Here is an 18,726-nt window from a genome sequence, read left to right on the forward strand (position 1 = left end):
TGGTTCATGACGCCACCCTCGCGGCGGGAAACGCACCAGGCCTTGCAGCGTGATTTTGTTGCGCCCACGCGGCGCTCCATGAGCGAGGATGTCCCCTACGCGCTGCGCATCACTGCCGCCTGGGCATGGCGGGTGGGACTCGTGCTTGTGGTGTCGGTCGCGCTGGTGTGGATGCTGAGCCCCATCTCGCTGCTCGTCATTTCCCTGATGATCGCCGGTCTATTCTCCAGTCTCCTCACACCGGCAGTGACGTTCCTGTGCCGCTTGAAGGTTCCCAGCGGATTGGCGGTGGCCATGGTCGTCCTCGGGTTCCTGCTCGCCGTCGCAGCTACCCTTTCACTCGTCGGGCAACAGCTCGCCGCCGGCTTCGCGTCCCTCTGGGACCAGGCGCGCGCGGAGTTCGACGCGGCGGAGGATTGGCTTTCCCAGGGCCCGCTGGATCTCACGGCGTCGCAGATTGACACCTTCGTTGACGAGGTCGTCATTGCCGTGGAGAACAACAGCGGCATGATTGTCAGCGGAGCCATCTCCTTCGGCAGCAGCGCCGGCTACTTCCTGGCCGGACTCCTGCTGACGGTGTTCGCGCTGGTTTTTTTCCTGCACGACGGCGAGAGGATCTGGCGATTCGTCGCCGGCCTGGCGCCGCGGCGTGCACGTGCGGCCGTGATGGGCGCCGGCCAGCAGGGCTGGACCTCCATGGCGAACTACGTCCGCGTGCAGATTCTCGTAGCCTTCATCGACGCAGTGGGCATCGGCCTTGGAGCCGCTATCATCGGCGTCCCGCTGGTTCTTCCACTGACGGTCCTGGTGTTCCTCGGCTCCTTCATTCCGATCCTCGGCGCGCTGTTCACCGGATTGGTCGCCGTCCTGCTGGCGCTGGTAGCCAACGGGTGGGTCAATGCCCTGGTGATGCTCGCCATCGTGCTGTTTGTACAGCAGGTGGAAGGGCACATCCTGCAACCATTCATCATGGGCAGGGCGGTGTCGCTGCACCCGCTCGCCGTGGTGCTGGCGGTTGCCTGCGGCTCACTGGTGGCCGGTGTCGCCGGTGCGCTGTTCTCCGTGCCGGTGCTGGCGATCCTCAACACCGTGGTGCGCTATATCGCGGCCCGGGGGTGGGAAACCGATCCCGCCCTCGGCGCGCCTGACCGACAACCCGAGTCCGGCGCCACCGCCTCCTCCAACCCTCCACCGGCCGGTGAACCAACCGAACCGGTACCCTCCATGAAAGAAGCCTCAACGTGACCACCAATCTCGCCCAGCTGGCAGTGACCCTCGAGGACGTCCTCGAAGCACAGAAAATGCTCGACGGCGTCATTGCGTACACGCCGATCGAGGATTCCCGCGCCCTCAGCCGGCTGACGGGCGCCAAAGTCTCGCTCAAATGCGAAAACCTGCAGCGCGCCGGATCCTTCAAGGTCCGCGGCGCGTACGTGCGGATGGCCCGGCTCTCCGCGGAGGAGCGCGCCCGCGGCGTTGTGGCCGCCTCGGCCGGTAACCACGCACAGGGTGTCGCCGTGGCGGCCAGCAGGCTCGGGATCAAGGCGCGCATCTACATGCCTCTCGGTGTGGCGCTGCCGAAGCTTGCGGCAACCCGCGGGCACGGCGCTGAGGTGGTGCTCCACGGCCACAACGTTGATGAAGCACTGACCGAGGCCAAGCGGTACGCGGATGAGCACGGTGCAGTATTTGTGCACCCGTTCGACAACGTGGATGTCGTGGCAGGGCAGGGGACCATCGGCCTGGAAATCCTCGAGCAGGTTCCCGACGTCGACACCATCCTCATGGGGGTGGGCGGCGGTGGGCTGCTGGCCGGCGTCGCCGTCGCGGTGAAGGCGCGTGCGCGTGAACTCGGCCGGGAAATCCGGGTCATCGGCGTGCAGGCCGAGAATGCGGCCGCCTACCCGCCGTCGCTTGCCGCCGATGCCCTGGTTCCACTGAAGAAGGTCTCCACGATCGCCGACGGCATTGCGGTGGGCCGGCCCGGGCAGCTTCCGTTCTCGATCATCCGTGAACTGGTTGACGACGTCGTCACCGTCAGCGAGGACTCGCTGGCACGCGCCCTGATCTTCCTCCTGGAGCGGTCCAAGATGGTGGTGGAGCCCGCTGGCGCGGTGGGCGTTGCGGCGCTGCTGGACGGCAAGCTCACCGAGAACGGTGCCAACCCGGGGAACACCGCCGTCGTGCTTTCGGGCGGCAACATCGACCCGATGCTGATGCTGAAGGTGATCCAGCGAGGTCTCGCAGCGGCAGGCAGGTACCTCGTTGTGCGCATGCTGCTCGATGACCGCCCGGGTTCACTGGCCACGATTTCACGCATCATCGCGGAGTCCGACGCCAACGTGACCGGCGTTGACCATACCCGGGTGGGTGGATCCATCAGCATGGGAGACGTGGCAATCACGATCAACATGGAGACCAAGGGCGAGGAGCACTGCGAGCAGGTACTCAACAACCTGCGCGCGGAGGGTTTCCAGCCGGTAGTCATCCAGGGCTGACATGCTGGCGAAGAGGGCAAAGAGTGCGCTGACGACGGTCGTCGTCTTCACTGCTGTGCTCTGGGCCGTGCACCTGGTCAACGTGCTCAGCGGTTTCTTCCTGATCCGGTTGCTGGGCATTGTGCCGCGGGAGGTTGAAGGGCTCGACGGCGTGATCTTCGCGCCGCTGCTGCATGCGGATGCGGGCCACCTCTTCAGCAATACCCTGCCGCTGCTGGTGCTGGGATTCCTGGCGTTCCTCGAGGGCGCAAAGCGTTTCGCCATCGCCGTGGGCATGAGCTGGCTCGCCTCGGGTCTCGGCGTGTGGATCTTCGGCGGCGGGGTGACCATCGGAGCGTCCGGCGTGGTCTTCGGACTGTTTGCTTATCTCCTCGTCCGCGGCTTCTACAACCGGGACTGGAAGCAGATCCTGCTCGCCGTTCTGCTGTTCCTGATGTACGGCTCGCTGCTCTGGGGTGTGCTGCCCCAGTTCGGAACGAACATCTCCTGGCAGGCCCACCTTTTCGGCGCACTCGGGGGAGTGCTCGCGGCCCTGATACTGAGACGGCGGCCGGGCCCTGCCGGGACCGACCGCCGTCTACCGCATCAGCGTTAGGGACTCTATACGCGTCAGCCCGCGTACGGCTTGGCCGACAGGACTTCGACGGTGATTTCCTTGCCGTTGGGTGCGGTGTACTTCACGGTGTCTCCGGCCTTGTGGCCCTGGATCGCTGCACCAAGGGGGGACTTCTCGCTGTAGACGTCCATGTCTGTGTCGCCCGCAACCTCCCGGCTGCCGAGAAGGAAAGTCTCCTTGTCTCCGGCGATATTCGCCTCGACCAGCATGCCGGGCTCAACAATGCCATCGTCCGCGGGTGACTCGCCGACGTGTGCGTTGTTCAGCAGCTCGGTGAGCTGCCGGATGCGGGCCTCGGCCTTGCCCTGCTCTTCCTTGGCTGCGTGATAGCCGCCGTTCTCCTTGAGATCGCCCTCCGAGCGTGCCTGCTCAATACGGGCAATGATTTCGGTGCGGCCCGGGCCGGACAAGTGGTCCAGCTCAGCCTTGAGGCGGTCGTAGGACTCCTTGGTGAGCCAGGCGACTGATGCGCTGTTCGTGGACACGGTATCTCCTTAGGGACGTCGAAGCCCTGTGCGGGATTCGGCTGCGGTCTTCGCCCGTGATGTACGCATCAACAAGCAAAGACCCCGCCTGCGTGATGGCCTCAGTTCTGGAGTGTTCCAGAAAGAACCAATGGCGGGGCGGGGCGGAACGTATCAGTCCATTATAGTCAGCATGCCTCAATAACCCAATAACGGCGCGGGTCAGGGGCAGGGGACGGTCAGGATTCCCCTTCGATCCAGCAGGCGTTGATCCCGCCGCTCACGCCCTGGGATTCAGTGCGGACCGTGGTGCTGTGGGAGGTGGTGCGGCCGTCTCCGTCCGCTCCTGCACCGGCAGGGGGAATAGTCACGACCTTCCAGCCGACGACGGCGTAGGACTCGCTCAGGACCTGCACGGCGCACTGCGCTGTTGCGGCCGGATCCTTGGTGACTTCATAGTCCACCCGGGCCACGGCGGGACCTTCGATGCTGAAGCCGACGTCCTTGGATGAAACCTCCGGGGTCCCGGCGAAGAGGCTGAAGATACCGGTGGCGACGACGGCGACCGTAAGCACCGCCCAGATCAGCCAGCGGCGACCCCCTGGGGCGGACTGCTTCGGCTTGGGGGCACCGTAGCGATTGGCTACTCTTGGTACTGGCGCGCGGTCGGTGCTCATCGGTTCCAGTTTACCAACCGGTACTTTAGTCAATGGCCAGTGTCCCCGCCGGGACCGTGGGTCTCGTCAGACCAGGAAAGATTCAGGAGCATTCAGTGCCCAGCCCGGAGAACATTCCCGACACTCCTTCAGCACGCGCAGCGGACGGTGGCGGCTACCGCCTCCTCGCAGTGCATGCACACCCGGATGACGAGTCGAGCAAGGGTGCGGCGACGATGGCCCGCTACGTTGCGGCAGGAGTGTCCGTCATGGTGGCAACCTGCACCGGCGGCGAACGCGGCGACATCCTGAACGCGCAGATGGCCGGAGTCCCGCACGCCCGCCGCGACCTCCCCGGGCTGCGCCGGCTGGAGATGGCCGAGGCGGCCGCTGCGCTCGGCATTGAACACCGCTGGCTCGGTTTCGCCGATTCGGGCCTTCCCGAGGGGGATCCGCTGCCGCCGCTGCCGCCGGGATGCTTCGCGTTGCAGCCGCTTGAGCGTGCCGCCGCGCCGCTGGTGCGGCTGGTCCGCGAATACCGGCCGCACGTAATCCTCAGCTATGACGAGAACGGCGGTTACCCGCACCCCGACCACATCATGGCGCACCGGGTAGCGGTGGAAGCCTACGAGGCCGCCGGTGACCCCGACCGTTACGTTGGCCTCGGCGAGCCGTGGAGTCCATCGAAGCTCTACTATGACCGAGCGTTCAATCCGGAACGGTTCCGCGCCCTGCACTTTGCGCTGGAGGAAGCGGGCCTGCAGTCGCCTTACGCTGAGCGGATCGCCGCCTGGCTGGAAGCCGACGCCGAAGGTCACCAGCCTGCGCGGCCAACCCATGCCACGACGACGCAGATCGACTGCGGCGACTTCTTTGAAGTCCGGGAACGCGCGCTGCTGGCCCACCGCACGCAGGTTGAGCCTGGCGGTTTCTTCTTCGCTGTCTCCTCAGACCTGCAGCGCAAGGTGTGGCCGTGGGAGGACTACTCCCTGATCCAGTCCCGAGTGCCGCAGCAACTGCCTGAAACGGACTTCTTCGCGGGCATAGAATAGATCCATGGCGAATTTGCGCCATAAATCCTCGTGAATATCCGCGTGAAGATCATCCTGAAAGTGGTGCACTGGAGTGTTCTCCCTGCTGAACCTGGCCGCGAACGTGACGCCCACGCCGGGTGATGACGCCTCACTGCGCCCCGGGCTGGACCCCACGCAGGTTACTCCCGGACTCCTCGGATTCCTCGCAACCCTGTTCCTCGTGATTGCCGTGATCTTCCTGATTCGCGACATGACCCGCCGGATCCGTCGGGTGCGCTACCGCGAGATGGCGAACCTTGAGGCTGAGCAGGCGGCAGCCGGTGAAGAAACAGCGGACCGGGGTGCCGCTCGCAACGACACGGCGGAAACACCGCCCGGAGACGGAGACCCGGCGCAGCGCCGGACCCCTGGCGGCAAGTACGGCCCGGACGCGCCATAGGCCATGGCTGAGCGGCTGCGCACCGAGGCCTCTGCCTATTTGCGTCAGCATGCCGACAATCCGGTCGACTGGTGGCCGTTTACCGAGGAGGCCTTTACGGATGCCGCCCGGCGGGACGTCCCGGTGTTCATCTCGGTGGGTTACGCCGCGTGCCACTGGTGCCACGTCATGGCGCACGAGTCATTCGAGGACGCCGCTACCGCCGAATACCTGAACCGTCACTTTGTCTCCGTCAAGGTGGACCGCGAGGAACGCCCCGACGTCGACGCCGTCTACATGGCCGCCACGCAGGCAATGACCGGACAGGGCGGGTGGCCGATGAGCATCTTTACGCTCCCCGACGGGCGTGCCTTCTTCGCGGGGACCTACTATCCGCCGATCCCGATCCGGGGCAGCCCATCCTTCGTCCAGCTCCTTGAAGCGATCACCACAGCCTGGACGGAACACCGTGCGGAAGTTGAACGCAGCGCTGCACACATCGCCCAGAGTCTGGGCGATGCCAAACACCGCAGCGCACAATTGCTGCTTGTCAAAATCGACGACGGCGGCCCCGCGTTTGAGGAAACTCTCGCCACCGCGGTGGCCGCGCTCGAATCGCAGGAGGACCCCACCTACGGTGGGTTCAGCGGTGCACCCAAGTTCCCGCCGTCGTCGGTTCTTTCCTTCCTGCTTGCCAGAGCGCGCTCAACCGACGACGGCGGCGCCTCCGCCGGGTTGGCTGCCCGCACCCTGGAATCGATGGCGGTCTCGGGAATGCGGGACGTCCTGGGCGGGGGATTCGCCCGCTATGCCGTCGACGCGGCCTGGGCAGTGCCGCACTTCGAGAAGATGCTCTACGACAACGCCCAATTGATCCGCGTCTACGCGCACTGGGCGGTCCAGGCTGAGGAGCCCGGTGATCGGATACTGGCAGAGCGGGCCACGCGCGGCATTGCGGAGTGGCTCAGAGCGGAACTCACGGTGCCGGGCGGCGCGTTCGCCTCATCGCTTGACGCGGACACTGTGATGGACGGCAGGCGGGTCGAGGGCGGAACCTACACCTGGACCGTCGAGGAGTTACGGGCTGTGCTGGGCGACCGCACCGAGGCTGTAGTGGAGCTCTTCAATCCGCAGACGGGCCACGTGGAGGACGGTGCTTTCACGCTGCATGCCGGCCGCCCGTGGACAGCTCCGGAACAGGCTCTCTGGGGGGAGACGGCGCCGTCGTTACTGGCCTCGCGCCGGGAGCGGCCGCAGCCGGCCCGCGATGACAAGGTGGTGGCCTGCTGGAACGGCCTCGCCATCGGCGGGCTCGCGGAAGCCGGTGCGCTTCTTGATGACGCCGGAATGCTGGCGATGGCTGAAAGCGCCGCACACTACCTGCTGCAGGTCCACTGGGACGGCGCCGTGCTGCGCCGGGTTTCCCACGACGGACGTACCGCCAAGCTGGACGGCTTGCTGGAGGACTACGCCGGCGTCGTCGACGGACTGCAGGCGCTCTACGCGGCGACCGGAGACGCGGACTGGTTCCAGGCGGCCGAGGAGATCCTGGTGGTTACGCTCGAAAAGTTCGTCCGGGCGGACGGCACTGTGGTTGACGCTGCGGACCTGGACGCGCCGCTGCGTCTGGCGCAGGCCGATCAGAGCGCCGCAGACCCGTTCGACAACGCGTCGCCCTCCGGCGTGGCGCTGCTGGCCGGAGCGCTGGTGACTTCCGCCGCCTACACCGGGTCGGCTGAGCGGCGTGCCCGCGCCGAAGCCCTTCTCGCGCACGTCGCGCTGCTGGCACCCCGGGTCCCGCAGGTGGCGGGTTGGGCGCTCGCCGTCATGCAGGCCGTGGTCAACGGTCCGCAGGAGGTTGCAGTCGTCGGGCGCCGGGGGCCTGAACGGGCCGCGCTCGTCGCGACCGTGCGGCGTGAGGCGAAGGCCGGCGTTGTGCTGGCGGTGGCGGATGCCGGGGAGGCAGGCGACGTCGTCGTGCCGCTGCTGGCCGACCGGAGGGCAGGGAACGACGGCGCCCCGCTGGCCTATGTGTGCGAGGCGATGGTATGCCGGCGGCCGGTCGCGGACGTCGAAGAGCTGACCGCGCTGCTGCGCGGGTGACAGCGGGCGGTCAGCGGACCGGGTTCAGGACCGCGATCACGATCGCCGCGAAGTGGGAGGCGAACGCGGCGACGGTGAACGCGTGGAACAGTTCGTGGAAGCCGAACCACTGGGGACTGGGGTTCGGCCGCTTGAGCCCGTAGATCACTGCGCCGGCAATGTAGAACACGCCGCCGACGCAGATCAGTACGGTGGCCGGAACACTGGCGGCAAGGAAATCGGGCAGGTACAGCAGCGCGGCGAGACCGAGTGCTATGTAGATGGGAACGTAGAGCCATCTCGGCGCATTGACCCACAGCACCCGGAAGAGGACTCCGGCGATGGCGCCGCACCAGATCAGCCAGAGCAGGAAGACGGCCTTGTCCTGGGGGAGCAGCGCCCAGGAGAGCGGCGTGTAGCTGCCGGCGATGACCAGCATGATGTTGGTATGGTCCAGCCGTTTGAGAACCACCTTGGTGCGCGGCTGCCAGTTCCCGCGGTGATAGACGGCGCTGACGCCGAAGAGCAGGGTACCGGTGAACGCGTAGATGGCCGAGGTGATCTTTCCCGCGGCGGTTGGCGCGAGGACAATCAACAGGATTCCGGCGATGATGGCCAGCGGCGTGGCTCCGAGATGGATCCATCCGCGCCACTTGGGCTTGATGTTCAGTGCATCCGCAGCGCGTTCGACGGCGGATTCCAGCGGGCCGTCAACACGAGCCGATTCGTCCGGATTTCGCGGGGAATTGGGCGCACCGGGCGGTGGGGAAACGCTTCGGCTCATGACCGGAATTCTAATGGACGCGCGTATAAGTTACTAATGGGTAACAAAGGCTTACGCTTTATCCCGGGATGGGTGCCGGTACGGTAGGACATGAATCCCTGCTACTGATCGGAAGGACAGGTGGGCGCTGCCGTGAAGTTTCCGTGGTTTGCCTACAACTTCTACGAACGCAAACTCCAGCGAACCCTGGCAGCTGACCGGATCCCCCACCACATCGGGGTCATGGTGGACGGCAACCGGCGCTGGGCCAAACTCGCCGGCGCCCCGACGCAGCACGGACACCAGGCCGGTGCGGACAAGATCCTCGAGTTTCTTGGCTGGTGCCGCGAGCTCGGCGTCGAAATGGTCACGCTCTACATGCTCTCCACCGACAACATGAACCGCTCGGCGGAGGAGATCGAGCAGCTTCTGGACATCATCGGGAACACGCTCGACCGCCTCGGTGAAACGCGCAAGGTGCGGGTGCAGCCGGTCGGCGCACTTGACCTCCTTCCCGAGCACCTGGCGTCCAAGGTCACCGAGCTTGCCGAGCGCACAGCGAGCATCGAAGGGCTCCACGTCAATGTCGCCGTGGGCTATGGCGGGCGCCGAGAGATTGTCGACGCCGTCAAGGAACTGCTGCTGCATGCGGACTCTGAAGGATCCTCGCTCGCGGATGTCGCCGAGAACCTCTCGGTGGGGCAGATCTCCGAGTATCTGTACACGCGCGGTCAACCCGACCCGGACCTCGTGATCCGTACTTCCGGGGAACTGCGGCTCTCCGGTTTCCTGATGTGGCAAAGCGCGTACAGCGAGTTCTATTTCTGCGAGGCGCTCTGGCCCGATTTCCGGCGGGTCGATTTTCTGCGCGCCCTTCGCGATTACGGACGCAGGCAGCGGCGCTTCGGCTGCTAGAACCTGGCCTCCTTCCCGTCACCGGAAGTTCACGCGACACGCACCCACTCAAGGTGCCGCCGTCGTCGTCCGGGCGTAATGTCTGTTGCATCAGTTGGCACCCGCCGGCTGATCGGGGAGGCCACCTATGCAGGCAACGTGCCCAACAGCACATGCACTGAACAGGGGAGGCCGTGCGCGGCCTTCTGGCCGGCCCGCCTCACCCAAGCCCTAGATGATTCTCGGGCGCGCGTCGCCCGGGGAAGTGGAGTTGAAGTGGCCACATCTCGCCCAACCCAGCGACCCGCAACCGACACCAACAAGGCCCGCCCGGCAGCGCAGGACGAACAAGTTCTCGCAGCGGCGGGCCTTTCTGTTGTCGAAAGCCTCGGCAGCCGAAGCTATGTTCTGGACACCTCCGTGCTGTTGTCGGACCCGCGGGCCATCACCCGCTTCGCCGAACACGAGGTGATCCTGCCGATCGTGGTCATCACCGAGCTCGAAGGCAAGCGCCACGATCCCGAGCTGGGCTACTTTGCCCGCAAGGCCCTGCGACTCCTCGATGACCTGAGGGTGAAACACAACGGGCTGAACCAGGCCGTTCCGCTGGGTCCCGAGGGCGGCACGCTGCGCGTTGAGCTCAATCACGTCTCCACCGAGGTGCTGCCCGTTGGTTTCCGCAGCGGGGACAATGACTCCCGGATTCTCGCGGTCGCGAAGAACCTCGCCGACGAGGGCCGCAACGTCACCGTGGTGTCCAAGGACCTGCCGATGCGCGTGAAGGCCTCCGCGATGGGGCTGCAGGCCGATGAATACCGCAACGAGCTCGTGAAGGATTCCGGCTGGACGGGCGTTGCTGAGCTGGACACCCTGGACGACGACGTCGACACCCTCTACGCGCATGAACCGGTCTTCATGCCCGCCGCCGCGGAACTGCCCGCCAACACCGGCGTCATCCTCCACTCCGGGAAGGGCTCGGCGCTCGGCCGCGTGGGAGCAGACAAGCAGGTGCGGCTGGTACGGGGAGACCGCGACGTCTTCGGTCTGCACGGGCGATCGGCAGAACAGCGGCTTGCGATCGACCTGCTGCTGGACGCCGAGGTGGGGATCGTGTCACTCGGTGGCCGTGCCGGCACGGGCAAGTCGGCGCTGGCGCTGTGTGCGGGCCTCGAGGCGGTCCTCGAGCGGCGCGAGCACCGCAAGGTTGTGGTGTTCCGGCCGCTGTACGCGGTGGGTGGGCAGGAACTCGGCTACCTCCCGGGCAGCGAGAGCGAGAAGATGAACCCCTGGGCGCAGGCCGTCTTCGATACGCTCGGCGCGCTGGTCTCGCAGGAGGTTGTGGAGGAAGTCATGGACCGCGGCATGCTGGAGGTGCTCCCGCTCACCCACATACGCGGACGGTCACTGCACGACTCCTTTGTGATCGTTGATGAGGCGCAGTCGCTCGAGAAGAATGTGCTCCTCACCGTCATGAGCCGGATCGGCCAGAACTCCAAGATTGTCCTCACCCACGACGTGGCACAGCGGGACAACCTGAGGGTCGGCCGTCACGACGGCATTGCCGCCGTCGTCGAGACGCTTAAGGGCCATCCGCTGTTCGGGCACATCACGCTGACGCGCTCCGAGCGCTCGCCGATCGCGGCACTCGTCACTGAACTGCTGGAGGGCGCTGAAATCTAGCGGGTCACCCGACCTGCCACGGGATATGGTCACGCACATCAGTGAGCGTGGGCGGGGCATCGGTGAACAGATCATCGACCATGTACTCGTCCACGCCGCTGATGGCCAGCCGGTGACCGCACCCTTCAAGCTCACCGTCCAGCGCCGTCGTCGCAACGCAAATGGCGGTGGCGACATCGACCATCACCCGCGTGCGCCCTGACCCGATGAGGGGGCGCCCGGGCGTGAAGGGCTGATAGGAAACGTTCGGGGTGGCGGTGGCGGCAAGTACCCGGCGGCCCTCATGGACCTCCTCTGCGATGTCCTCGAGTTCGACGCGGTTCGCGAACGGTGTTTCGTACGGGACCGGTGCATCCCCGGCGAGTTCCACGGGGTCGAGCATCGCTGCCCATCGCGGATCGCCGAAGGCCGGTTCACCATAGGCCGCCTTCGGGCGGCGATGGACGTAGCCCACTTCGTTGTAGACGGGGGTGACCAGGCTCGGTGCCACGAGCCACGAGTTCTTGCTCGCGCTGACGTAGAAGGAGTCACGGGAGTGCTCGTTACCGGTGCTGCTGTGGAGGAGGGCACCGTCGATCGTTTCCACCCTGAGCGCTGCCGGGCGGCGCACCCAGGCACGCAGGGGATCAGACTCTCCATCAGTGCTGATCCAAAACACGGAGAACCGGACCGTTTCCCAACGCCACGGCGAGGAACGGCACAGGGATCGAAAGAGGCTCGCGGGATTAGAACCGCTGGAAGCGGACATATCCACAGTGTAAGCCCGGCATGTGAGTTCCCAGCCGGGGATTCGGCTACGGTAGGCACATGCTGGCGCTGATGGGGGAGTACTGGGACACCGCGCCCGTCGCATTCTGGCTCTGTGCGGTTGCGCTGACGCTGCTCGGGGTCGTCGGGATCTGGCTCAGCGTGATCGATATCCTGACCCATCGCCTGCCCAACCGCATCATCTTTCCGTCCTACCCGGCGGCGGGGATGCTCCTGATCGCTGCGGCGCTCGCTGCCGGGGACTGGGGCCGGCTGGTGTCGCTTGCCGGGGGAGCGGCGGCGCTGTGGGTCTTCTACTTCATCCTTCGGCTTATCTACCCCGCGGGCATGGGCTTCGGGGACGTGAAACTGGCCGGTGTGCTCGGTCTGTACCTCGGCTTCGTGGGATGGTCATTCCTGCTGTGGGGCACCTTCGCAGCCTTCCTCCTCGGCGGGTTGTGGGGAGTCATCCTCATCGTCAGCCGCCGGGCCACCGCCAAATCCGCCATCCCGTTCGGGCCGTTCATGATCATCGGGGCGGGCCTGGTCCTCGCGTTAGGCTGAGAATCATGCCCACTCCAGACTTCGTCCAGTCCCTCCGTTCCAGGATCGGCCACGATCCGCTCTGGCTCCCCGGAGCGGCGGCTGTGGTGTACGACGACGACGGCCGCGTCCTGCTCGGACGCCGCGTCGACAACGGCCGATGGGCGCTCATCACCGGGATCATCGATCCCGGCGAACACCCCGCCCAGGCTATTGTGCGCGAGGTGCAGGAGGAGACCGGAGTGTTGGTCGAGGTTGAGCACCTTGTGAGTGTCGACGTCGTCGGGCCCATGACCTTCCCGAACCGGGACGTGTGCAGTTTCCTGAGCCTGGTGTTCCGGTGCCGTTACGTCTCGGGTGACGCCCGCGTGAATGACGACGAGTCCATGGATGTGCGGTGGTTCAGTCCCGACGATCTGCCGGAGCTGAATCCGCTGCACCGCCGCCATGCTGAGAACGCCCGCTACTCGACGGGTGTGCCGGACTTCGAGCGGTAAAAACCCCGGTACGGTCTTCTCCTTTCGGGGGGAGAACCGCCGAATGCGAAGTCACAATGGGGAAACGCTTTCCGAAATATGTCCAAACCCCTTGAATGTGACCGTTCTCACCATTAGGCTGACTTCGTTGGTCTCCGTGAATCGTTTCATTGTCTCGTTTGGATTACCCATGTGTCCTTGAGCTTGTTATCTCTCGGTCGGCCCATGAACCACCCCGAATTTCACCGTCGAAACTACAAGGTGTGATGCCATGACCCTCGGAAATTTGCGCCCGCATCCGGTGCGCGCTCTCATCGCAGGAACCGCTATTGTCGGTCTCTGCTCGGCGACGACGCCGGCTATAGCGGCTGAGGAGCCGCTCTCCCGATCCTTCGACTTCGGTACCTCCAGCAGTCCCGTTGCGGACGGCTGGACCGGCGTTTCTGAAACCACCAACTACTCCGCTGAGGCGGGATACGGCATTGTGCCGGTCGAAGGAGTAGCCCCCATATCCCGCCACCGGACATCCGCTGCAGCTGACCCCGTAGCCAACGACTTCGTCCTCGGCACGGCGTGGGGATTTGTTGCAGACGTTCCCAACGGAAGCTACAGCGTGCGCGTGCTGTCGGGTGACGAACTCACCGGAACCAGCACCACCAAAACCAGCGTGAGCCTCGAAGGAGTTCCTGCGGGAACCATCCAGTCCCGCCAGGCTGTATCGGAGCAGACCTGGCAGACAACCGTCGAGGACGGCCAGTTGACCGTAGACCTCACCGGAGACGGAGCCGGCGCCTATGTGAACGGCATCGTCATCACGGAAACTGAACCACCGGCTGAACCGGAGCCACAGCCTGAACCGGAGGAGCCGGTCTCCACGCTCGCCGCCCCCCAGTCCGTGCGTATGACGCATGTGACTTCGGAAGCGGTAACGCTGCGCTGGAATGAAGTCAGCGGAGCAACGGGCTACGTTGTAAGCCGGTCCGACACCGTCGACGGTACCTACACGAAGGTCGCCGAAACAGCGGAACGGGTTGTGCACGTCACCGATCCCGTGGACACCACCAAAGCTCACTACTACAAGGTGCGGGCACGCGGGGCGGACGGCCTCTCAGCGCCGTCGGCGGCTGCGGTCTCAAGCCTGAGCACCGAAGCGCCGGCACTGCCCGACAATGGCGTGCTTTCGCTCGATCTCGGAAACGGACAGACCGCCGCCGGTGCAGTGCGCATTGACGAGACGACGACATACACCACCGGGAACCGCGTGGGCTTTGTCGACGTTGCACAGGTCACCGCCACCGATCGGGGTGGCGAGAACGCCGCGAAGGCGGACTTCGTCACTGTCGGGGACACCGAACTCGTAGTCGACCTGCCGAACGGCAACTACACGGTCGACCTCATTGCCGGTGACGCCGAGGGCGGCACCGACATAGCGGTCACCGCAGAACAGATGACAAAGGTGCAGCGCACCGAGAAGGTTGCCGGCGAATACCTGGAGATGGCCTTCAACATTGCCATTGTGGACGGTCAGCTGAACCTCGAGTTCGCAGGCGCCGCGGCGAACCTGAACTCGCTCGTCATCACCCAGAAGACGCCCAACCAGGCAGGCACCGAGCCGACGGCGTGGATCACCGGTGACTCGACCGTCCAGACCTACACCGCCGACTACGTGCCACAGGCCGGCTGGGGGCAGATGATCGAGCGCTTCCTTTCGGATGATGTGACCGTCGAGAACAAGGCCATCGGCGGACGCAGTTCCAAAAACTTCATCAGCCAAGGACGGCTGGACGAGGTACTGCTCAACATCAAGCCCGGGGACTACCTCTTTGTTCAATTCGGCCACAACGACAACAGCTACGGGGTCGACGACCGCTGGGCAGCACCGGGTGACTACTACGAGTACCTGCGCACCTTCGTCGACGGCGCAACCCAACGCGGTGCCACGCCCGTCATTGTGACGCCGGTGTCGCGCCGGTCCTACAACGAACAGACGGGCGAGGCGAACGTTTCCTTCCCGGCCTACGTGGAAGCAGCATCGAAGCTCGCTGCCGACACCGGAACCCCGCTCGTTGACCTTTCCGCTTCCAGCCGCGCCTACCTCACGGAGATTGGGCCGGAAGCAGCAAAGTCCGTCTTCCTGCACGTACCGGCCGGTGTCTACCCGAACCGACCGAACGGCACCGTGGACGACACCCACTTCCAGGAGTACGGAGCCATCCAGATGGCGCGGCTCGTGGCAACCGATGTCGCAAAGCTGGACATCCCCCTTGCCTCGGAAGTCCAGTCCGTCGAACCGCCGGCCGAGGTACCGGCCGCACCGACCGGCGTCGTGGCCGGCAGTGTGTCCAACGCTGGAGCGCAGCTGACCTGGAACGCAGTAGAGGGCGCTGACATCTACAAGGTGTTCGGCAAGGACGCAGAGGCTGGTGAGGACGCCTACGCGCTCATCACCACTTCCACGCTGCCGCTGGCTTCGGTCGGCGGCCTCGAAGAGGGCAAGTCATACGACCTGCGCGTGGTGGCTGTGAACGGGCGAGGCGACTCCGCGCCGTCGGACGCTGTCCGGATCACCACCAAGGCGCCGCTGTTCAAGTTCGACGTGCAGCTGGCGGGAAATCCGCTCATGCCGGGCTACACCGAGGTGAGCGTGGGCTCGGTCTACACTCCGGAGATCGGCTGGGGCTGGCTCGCCTCCGATGGCATGGCCGGCCGTGACCGCGGTATCAACTTCGACCCTGCGCCGAACGACCTGGAGCGGGACTTCCTTCTACCGACTCCTGACCACGTGTTCGCGGTCGACGTCGCAAACGGCACCTACGCCGTCAAGACGTACAACGGTGACTGGATCGGAACCAGCCGCTCCAACGTGCAGATCGAGGGCAAGGACTTCGGTTCCTCGAACGCCGGACGCGGTTCGGTATCCGAGAAGATCAGCCAGCCCGTTCAGGTGACGGACGGACAGATCAACCTCGTGATGACGGGCAGCTCGTCGCGCCTCAACGGCATCGAGATCACCCCGCTGCTGCTTGCGCCCACCGCGCTTGCCGCTGACGACGTCACAATCGAGGGCAGCGACGTGGCCGTGTCACTGAGCTGGACCGGCAATGACGACGCCGTTGGCTACCGTGTCTTCCGGCAGTCCGCCGGTGCCACTAAGGCTGAGGCTCTTGGCGACGTCGATGGCACCTCCTTCGTGGATACGACGGCCGATATCGGGCTCGAGTACACCTACACCGTCGTCGCGCTCGATGCGGCAGGGGCGGAGTCCGTGCCCTCCAACGCCGTCGAACTGACCACAGTGGATCCCGACGTCGAGAAGGCGCCGGTCCCGAACGGCCTGACGCTGGGCGCAGTGAACAAGAACGACGTCACGATCAGCTGGGAGCCCTCCGAGGGCGCGCTCTTCTACCATGTCTTCCGTGCCGATCCGCTGGCGGACGGTTCGGTTGGCGAGCTGCAGCTGGTGGGACGGGCTGAGGAACCAACCTTCACCGACACCGACGTGCTCACCACTGTCGAGTATGTGTACGCGGTGGCTGCCGTCAACGCGGGCGGTGTCTCGGCGAAGTCGGAGACCGTTACCTCGCCGGCCGTCACGACGCTGGTGCGCCAGGCCGAGCGCCTCGACCGTTCACCGGTGGCCGTCGTGTCCGACGGCGGTGTGTACCTTGGCTGGCGCCTGCTGGGCCTTGATCCCGAAGAGATCGGGTTCCACGTCTACCGCAACGGCGAGCGCATCACCGCTGAGCCGGTTACCTCGAGCACCAACCTGCTCGACGCCGAAGGTGCCGCTGATTCCACATACCGCATCAGCACCGTGGTGAATGGAACGGAACGCTGGGCCACGGAAGAGTTCACTGTCTGGGATTCACAGACCCTGGACGTTCCGCTGGACAAGCCCGCCGATGGTGTCACCAAGGACGGTCAGCCTTACAGCTACCAGGCAAACGACGCCTCCATTGGCGACCTCGACGGCGACGGGCAGTACGAGATCGTGCTCAAGTGGGATCCGACCAACTCGAAGGACAACTCGCGTGCCGGTTACACCGGGAACGTCTACGTTGACGCCTACAAGCTGGACGGCACACGCCTGTGGCGGATCGACCTGGGCAAGAACATCCGGGCCGGCGCGCACTACACGCAGTTCCAGGTTTTCGATCTGGACGGCAACGGCACAGCCGAAGTCACCATGAAGACCGCCGACGGGACCGTGGATGGAACGGGCGCTGTCATCGGCGACGCCCGCGCTGACTACCGGAACTCCGGCGGGTACGTCCTGACCGGTCCGGAGTTCGTCACGGTGTTCAACGGTGCCACGGGTGCGGCGGTCGACACGACCGACTACATCCCGGCGCGTGGTGACGTCGGTTCGTGGGGCGACACCTACGGAAACCGGGTTGACCGGTTCCTGGCCGGTGTGGCGTACCTCGACGGCGAGAAGCCGAGCGTTATCTTCAGCCGTGGCTACTACACGCGGGCCGTGATCGCCGCGTATGACTTCGACGGCTCCACGCTGACTCCACGGTGGACCTTCGACTCGAACGAGGCAGGGGACGAGTACCGCGGACAGGGCAACCACCAGTTCTCGGTTGCCGACGTCGACAATGACCAGAAGGACGAGATCATCTTCGGGTCAATGACTATCGACGACGACGGCACAGCGCTTTACAACACCGGCCTCGGCCACGGTGACTCCCTGCACGTGTCGGACTTTGATCCGGCACGCGAGGGCCTCGAGGTGTTCGCAGCGCATGAGGACATGGGTGCGTCGGGTAACACCGGTGCCACCTTCCGCGACGCTGCTACCGGCGAACTGATCTGGTCCATCCCGGCAACCAAGGACACCGGCCGGGCTGCCATGGGTGATATCGACCCACGGCATTCCGGCGCCGAGGGCTGGGCCGTCGGCGGCGACGCTGCGTGGAACTCGCCGGTGGGTCAGCTGCGGGCGAGCAACGGCGAGCTGATCGCTGAGCAGATCCCGGCGGCGAACTTCCTGACCTGGTGGGACGGGGACCTGCTGCGTGAGATCACGGACCACGACTGGACCGAAGAAACACGGACCGGCGTACCGACGATCTCGAAGTGGAACTACGAAACCAGTACCGAGGAGGAGATCTACCGGGCCGACGAGACGCTGACGAACAACGACACCAAGGGCACGCCGGCACTGCAGGCGGACCTGTTCGGAGACTGGCGCGAGGAGATCGTTACCCGCACCGATGATTCGACCGCCCTGCGCATCGCCACCACGGTGAACGTCACGGACCATCGGCTGCGTACCCTGCAGTCGGACCCGGTCTACCGCCTGGGGGTTGCCTGGCAGAACACCTCCTACAACCAGCCTCCGCACACCTCGTACTTCCTCGGGGAAGGCATGGAGCAGCCGAAGGCGCCGAGCATCGCCTACACCGGTGAGGAACCGGCACCGGGTGAGCTCGTCAAGCCGTCGGTCACTCCGGAGGCACCGGTGAAGGATGACCTGACGGACGAGAACCAGCTCGATCTCGGCCTGGGGAAGCAGAAGTTCCCCCGTGGAGCTTCAGAGGTTGTCCTCTCGAACCTGCCCGCAGGTGAGTGGGTGCACGTCTACCTCGGCGAAGCAGCGCTCGGCTGGCACCTGGTTAATGACGACGGCGCTGTCACCGTCACGACGCCGGAAGACACCCGGCCGGGAGACAACCGTTTGGTGATCCACACCGCCGGTGAGGAGCTGCTGGGCTGGGACCGCCTGAAGGTGGTGGGACCGGGCCGCTAACCCCCGTTGAGTTGGCAGGACACGCCCCGAATGCTCCGTCATAAGGGGCGTGTCCTGACAACTCACGGAGGATGACTTTCCAGAACGAGCGAGGGCCCGG

At 65.3% G+C, this 18,726-nt stretch carries 15 protein-coding genes; 11 read left to right on the forward strand and 4 right to left on the reverse strand.

The features are described from left to right. Positions 1-6 precede the first annotated feature (6 nt). From AC4D1W_RS02320 to AC4D1W_RS02330, 3 genes are read left to right on the forward strand one after another with little or no spacing between them, the layout of a single operon-like run. Positions 7-1,245 (forward strand): AI-2E family transporter, encoded by a 1,239-nt coding sequence (locus AC4D1W_RS02320; protein ID WP_490897663.1) that lies wholly within the window; start codon positions 7-9, stop codon positions 1,243-1,245. A gap of 56 nt (positions 1,246-1,301) precedes the next feature. After that, complete coding sequence (gene ilvA / locus AC4D1W_RS02325) at positions 1,302-2,498, forward strand: threonine ammonia-lyase (RefSeq protein ID WP_490890933.1); 1,197 nt, start codon at positions 1,302-1,304, stop codon at positions 2,496-2,498. 1 nt (position 2,499) lies between these two features. Continuing rightward, entirely contained in the window at positions 2,500-3,093 is a 594-nt protein-coding gene (locus tag AC4D1W_RS02330; RefSeq protein ID WP_490890622.1) for a rhomboid family intramembrane serine protease, read from the forward strand. A 14-nt stretch (positions 3,094-3,107) separates the two neighbouring features. Here the strand turns inward: AC4D1W_RS02330 and greA are convergent, their stop codons facing one another. Together greA and AC4D1W_RS02340 are read right to left on the reverse strand one after the other, a co-directional pair. Continuing rightward, the gene (gene greA, locus AC4D1W_RS02335; RefSeq protein ID WP_490890623.1) at positions 3,108-3,599 is read right to left on the reverse strand and encodes a transcription elongation factor GreA; all 492 of its coding nucleotides are present in this window, start codon (positions 3,597-3,599) and stop codon (positions 3,108-3,110) included. A gap of 218 nt (positions 3,600-3,817) precedes the next feature. Beyond that, a complete protein-coding gene (locus AC4D1W_RS02340) occupies positions 3,818-4,255 on the reverse strand; it encodes a DUF4307 domain-containing protein (protein ID WP_490890624.1) in 438 nt (145 codons plus the stop codon). Positions 4,256-4,368: 113 nt separating this feature from the next. Between AC4D1W_RS02340 and mca the strand changes: the two genes are divergently transcribed. From mca to AC4D1W_RS02355, 3 genes are all read left to right on the forward strand, one after another. Continuing rightward, a complete protein-coding gene (mca, locus tag AC4D1W_RS02345; RefSeq protein ID WP_490897881.1) occupies positions 4,369-5,286 on the forward strand; it encodes a mycothiol conjugate amidase Mca in 918 nt (305 codons plus the stop codon). Between the two features lie 73 nt (positions 5,287-5,359). Then, positions 5,360-5,707, forward strand: coding sequence for a hypothetical protein (locus AC4D1W_RS02350; RefSeq protein WP_490890625.1), 348 nt, complete (start codon positions 5,360-5,362; stop codon positions 5,705-5,707). Positions 5,708-5,710: 3 nt separating this feature from the next. Beyond that, positions 5,711-7,789 (forward strand): thioredoxin domain-containing protein, encoded by a 2,079-nt coding sequence (locus AC4D1W_RS02355; RefSeq protein ID WP_490897664.1) that lies wholly within the window; start codon positions 5,711-5,713, stop codon positions 7,787-7,789. A gap of 10 nt (positions 7,790-7,799) precedes the next feature. Here the strand turns inward: AC4D1W_RS02355 and trhA are convergent, their stop codons facing one another. Beyond that, positions 7,800-8,552 carry a PAQR family membrane homeostasis protein TrhA gene (gene trhA / locus AC4D1W_RS02360; protein WP_490897665.1) on the reverse strand — a complete coding sequence of 251 codons (753 nt, stop codon included), beginning with the start codon at positions 8,550-8,552 and terminating at the stop codon, positions 7,800-7,802. A gap of 132 nt (positions 8,553-8,684) precedes the next feature. Between trhA and AC4D1W_RS02365 the strand changes: the two genes are divergently transcribed. Both AC4D1W_RS02365 and phoH2 read left to right on the forward strand, forming a co-directional pair. Further along, complete coding sequence (locus AC4D1W_RS02365) at positions 8,685-9,446, forward strand: isoprenyl transferase (protein WP_490897666.1); 762 nt, start codon at positions 8,685-8,687, stop codon at positions 9,444-9,446. A 255-nt stretch (positions 9,447-9,701) separates the two neighbouring features. Beyond that, positions 9,702-11,105, forward strand: a complete 1,404-nt coding sequence (gene phoH2 / locus AC4D1W_RS02370) for an RNA 5'-3' helicase PhoH2 (protein WP_490890629.1) — start codon at positions 9,702-9,704, stop codon at positions 11,103-11,105. 4 nt (positions 11,106-11,109) lie between these two features. On the opposite strand, the gene AC4D1W_RS02375 is transcribed toward phoH2, so the two are convergent. Continuing rightward, positions 11,110-11,853, reverse strand: coding sequence for a hypothetical protein (locus AC4D1W_RS02375; RefSeq protein WP_490890630.1), 744 nt, complete (start codon positions 11,851-11,853; stop codon positions 11,110-11,112). A gap of 59 nt (positions 11,854-11,912) precedes the next feature. Here AC4D1W_RS02375 and AC4D1W_RS02380 point away from each other — a divergent pair, with 59 nt between their 5' ends. The 3 genes from AC4D1W_RS02380 to AC4D1W_RS02390 all read left to right on the forward strand — a co-directional run bounded on the left by AC4D1W_RS02380 (position 11,913) and on the right by AC4D1W_RS02390 (position 18,626). Then, a complete protein-coding gene (locus AC4D1W_RS02380) occupies positions 11,913-12,416 on the forward strand; it encodes a prepilin peptidase (protein WP_490897667.1) in 504 nt (167 codons plus the stop codon). Positions 12,417-12,421: 5 nt separating this feature from the next. Next, the gene (locus AC4D1W_RS02385; protein WP_490897668.1) at positions 12,422-12,892 is read left to right on the forward strand and encodes an NUDIX hydrolase; all 471 of its coding nucleotides are present in this window, start codon (positions 12,422-12,424) and stop codon (positions 12,890-12,892) included. 250 nt (positions 12,893-13,142) lie between these two features. After that, positions 13,143-18,626 (forward strand): rhamnogalacturonan lyase family protein, encoded by a 5,484-nt coding sequence (locus AC4D1W_RS02390; protein WP_490897669.1) that lies wholly within the window; start codon positions 13,143-13,145, stop codon positions 18,624-18,626. Positions 18,627-18,726 lie beyond the last annotated feature (100 nt).

Source organism: Arthrobacter sp. TJ-170 (genome assembly GCF_058269305.1).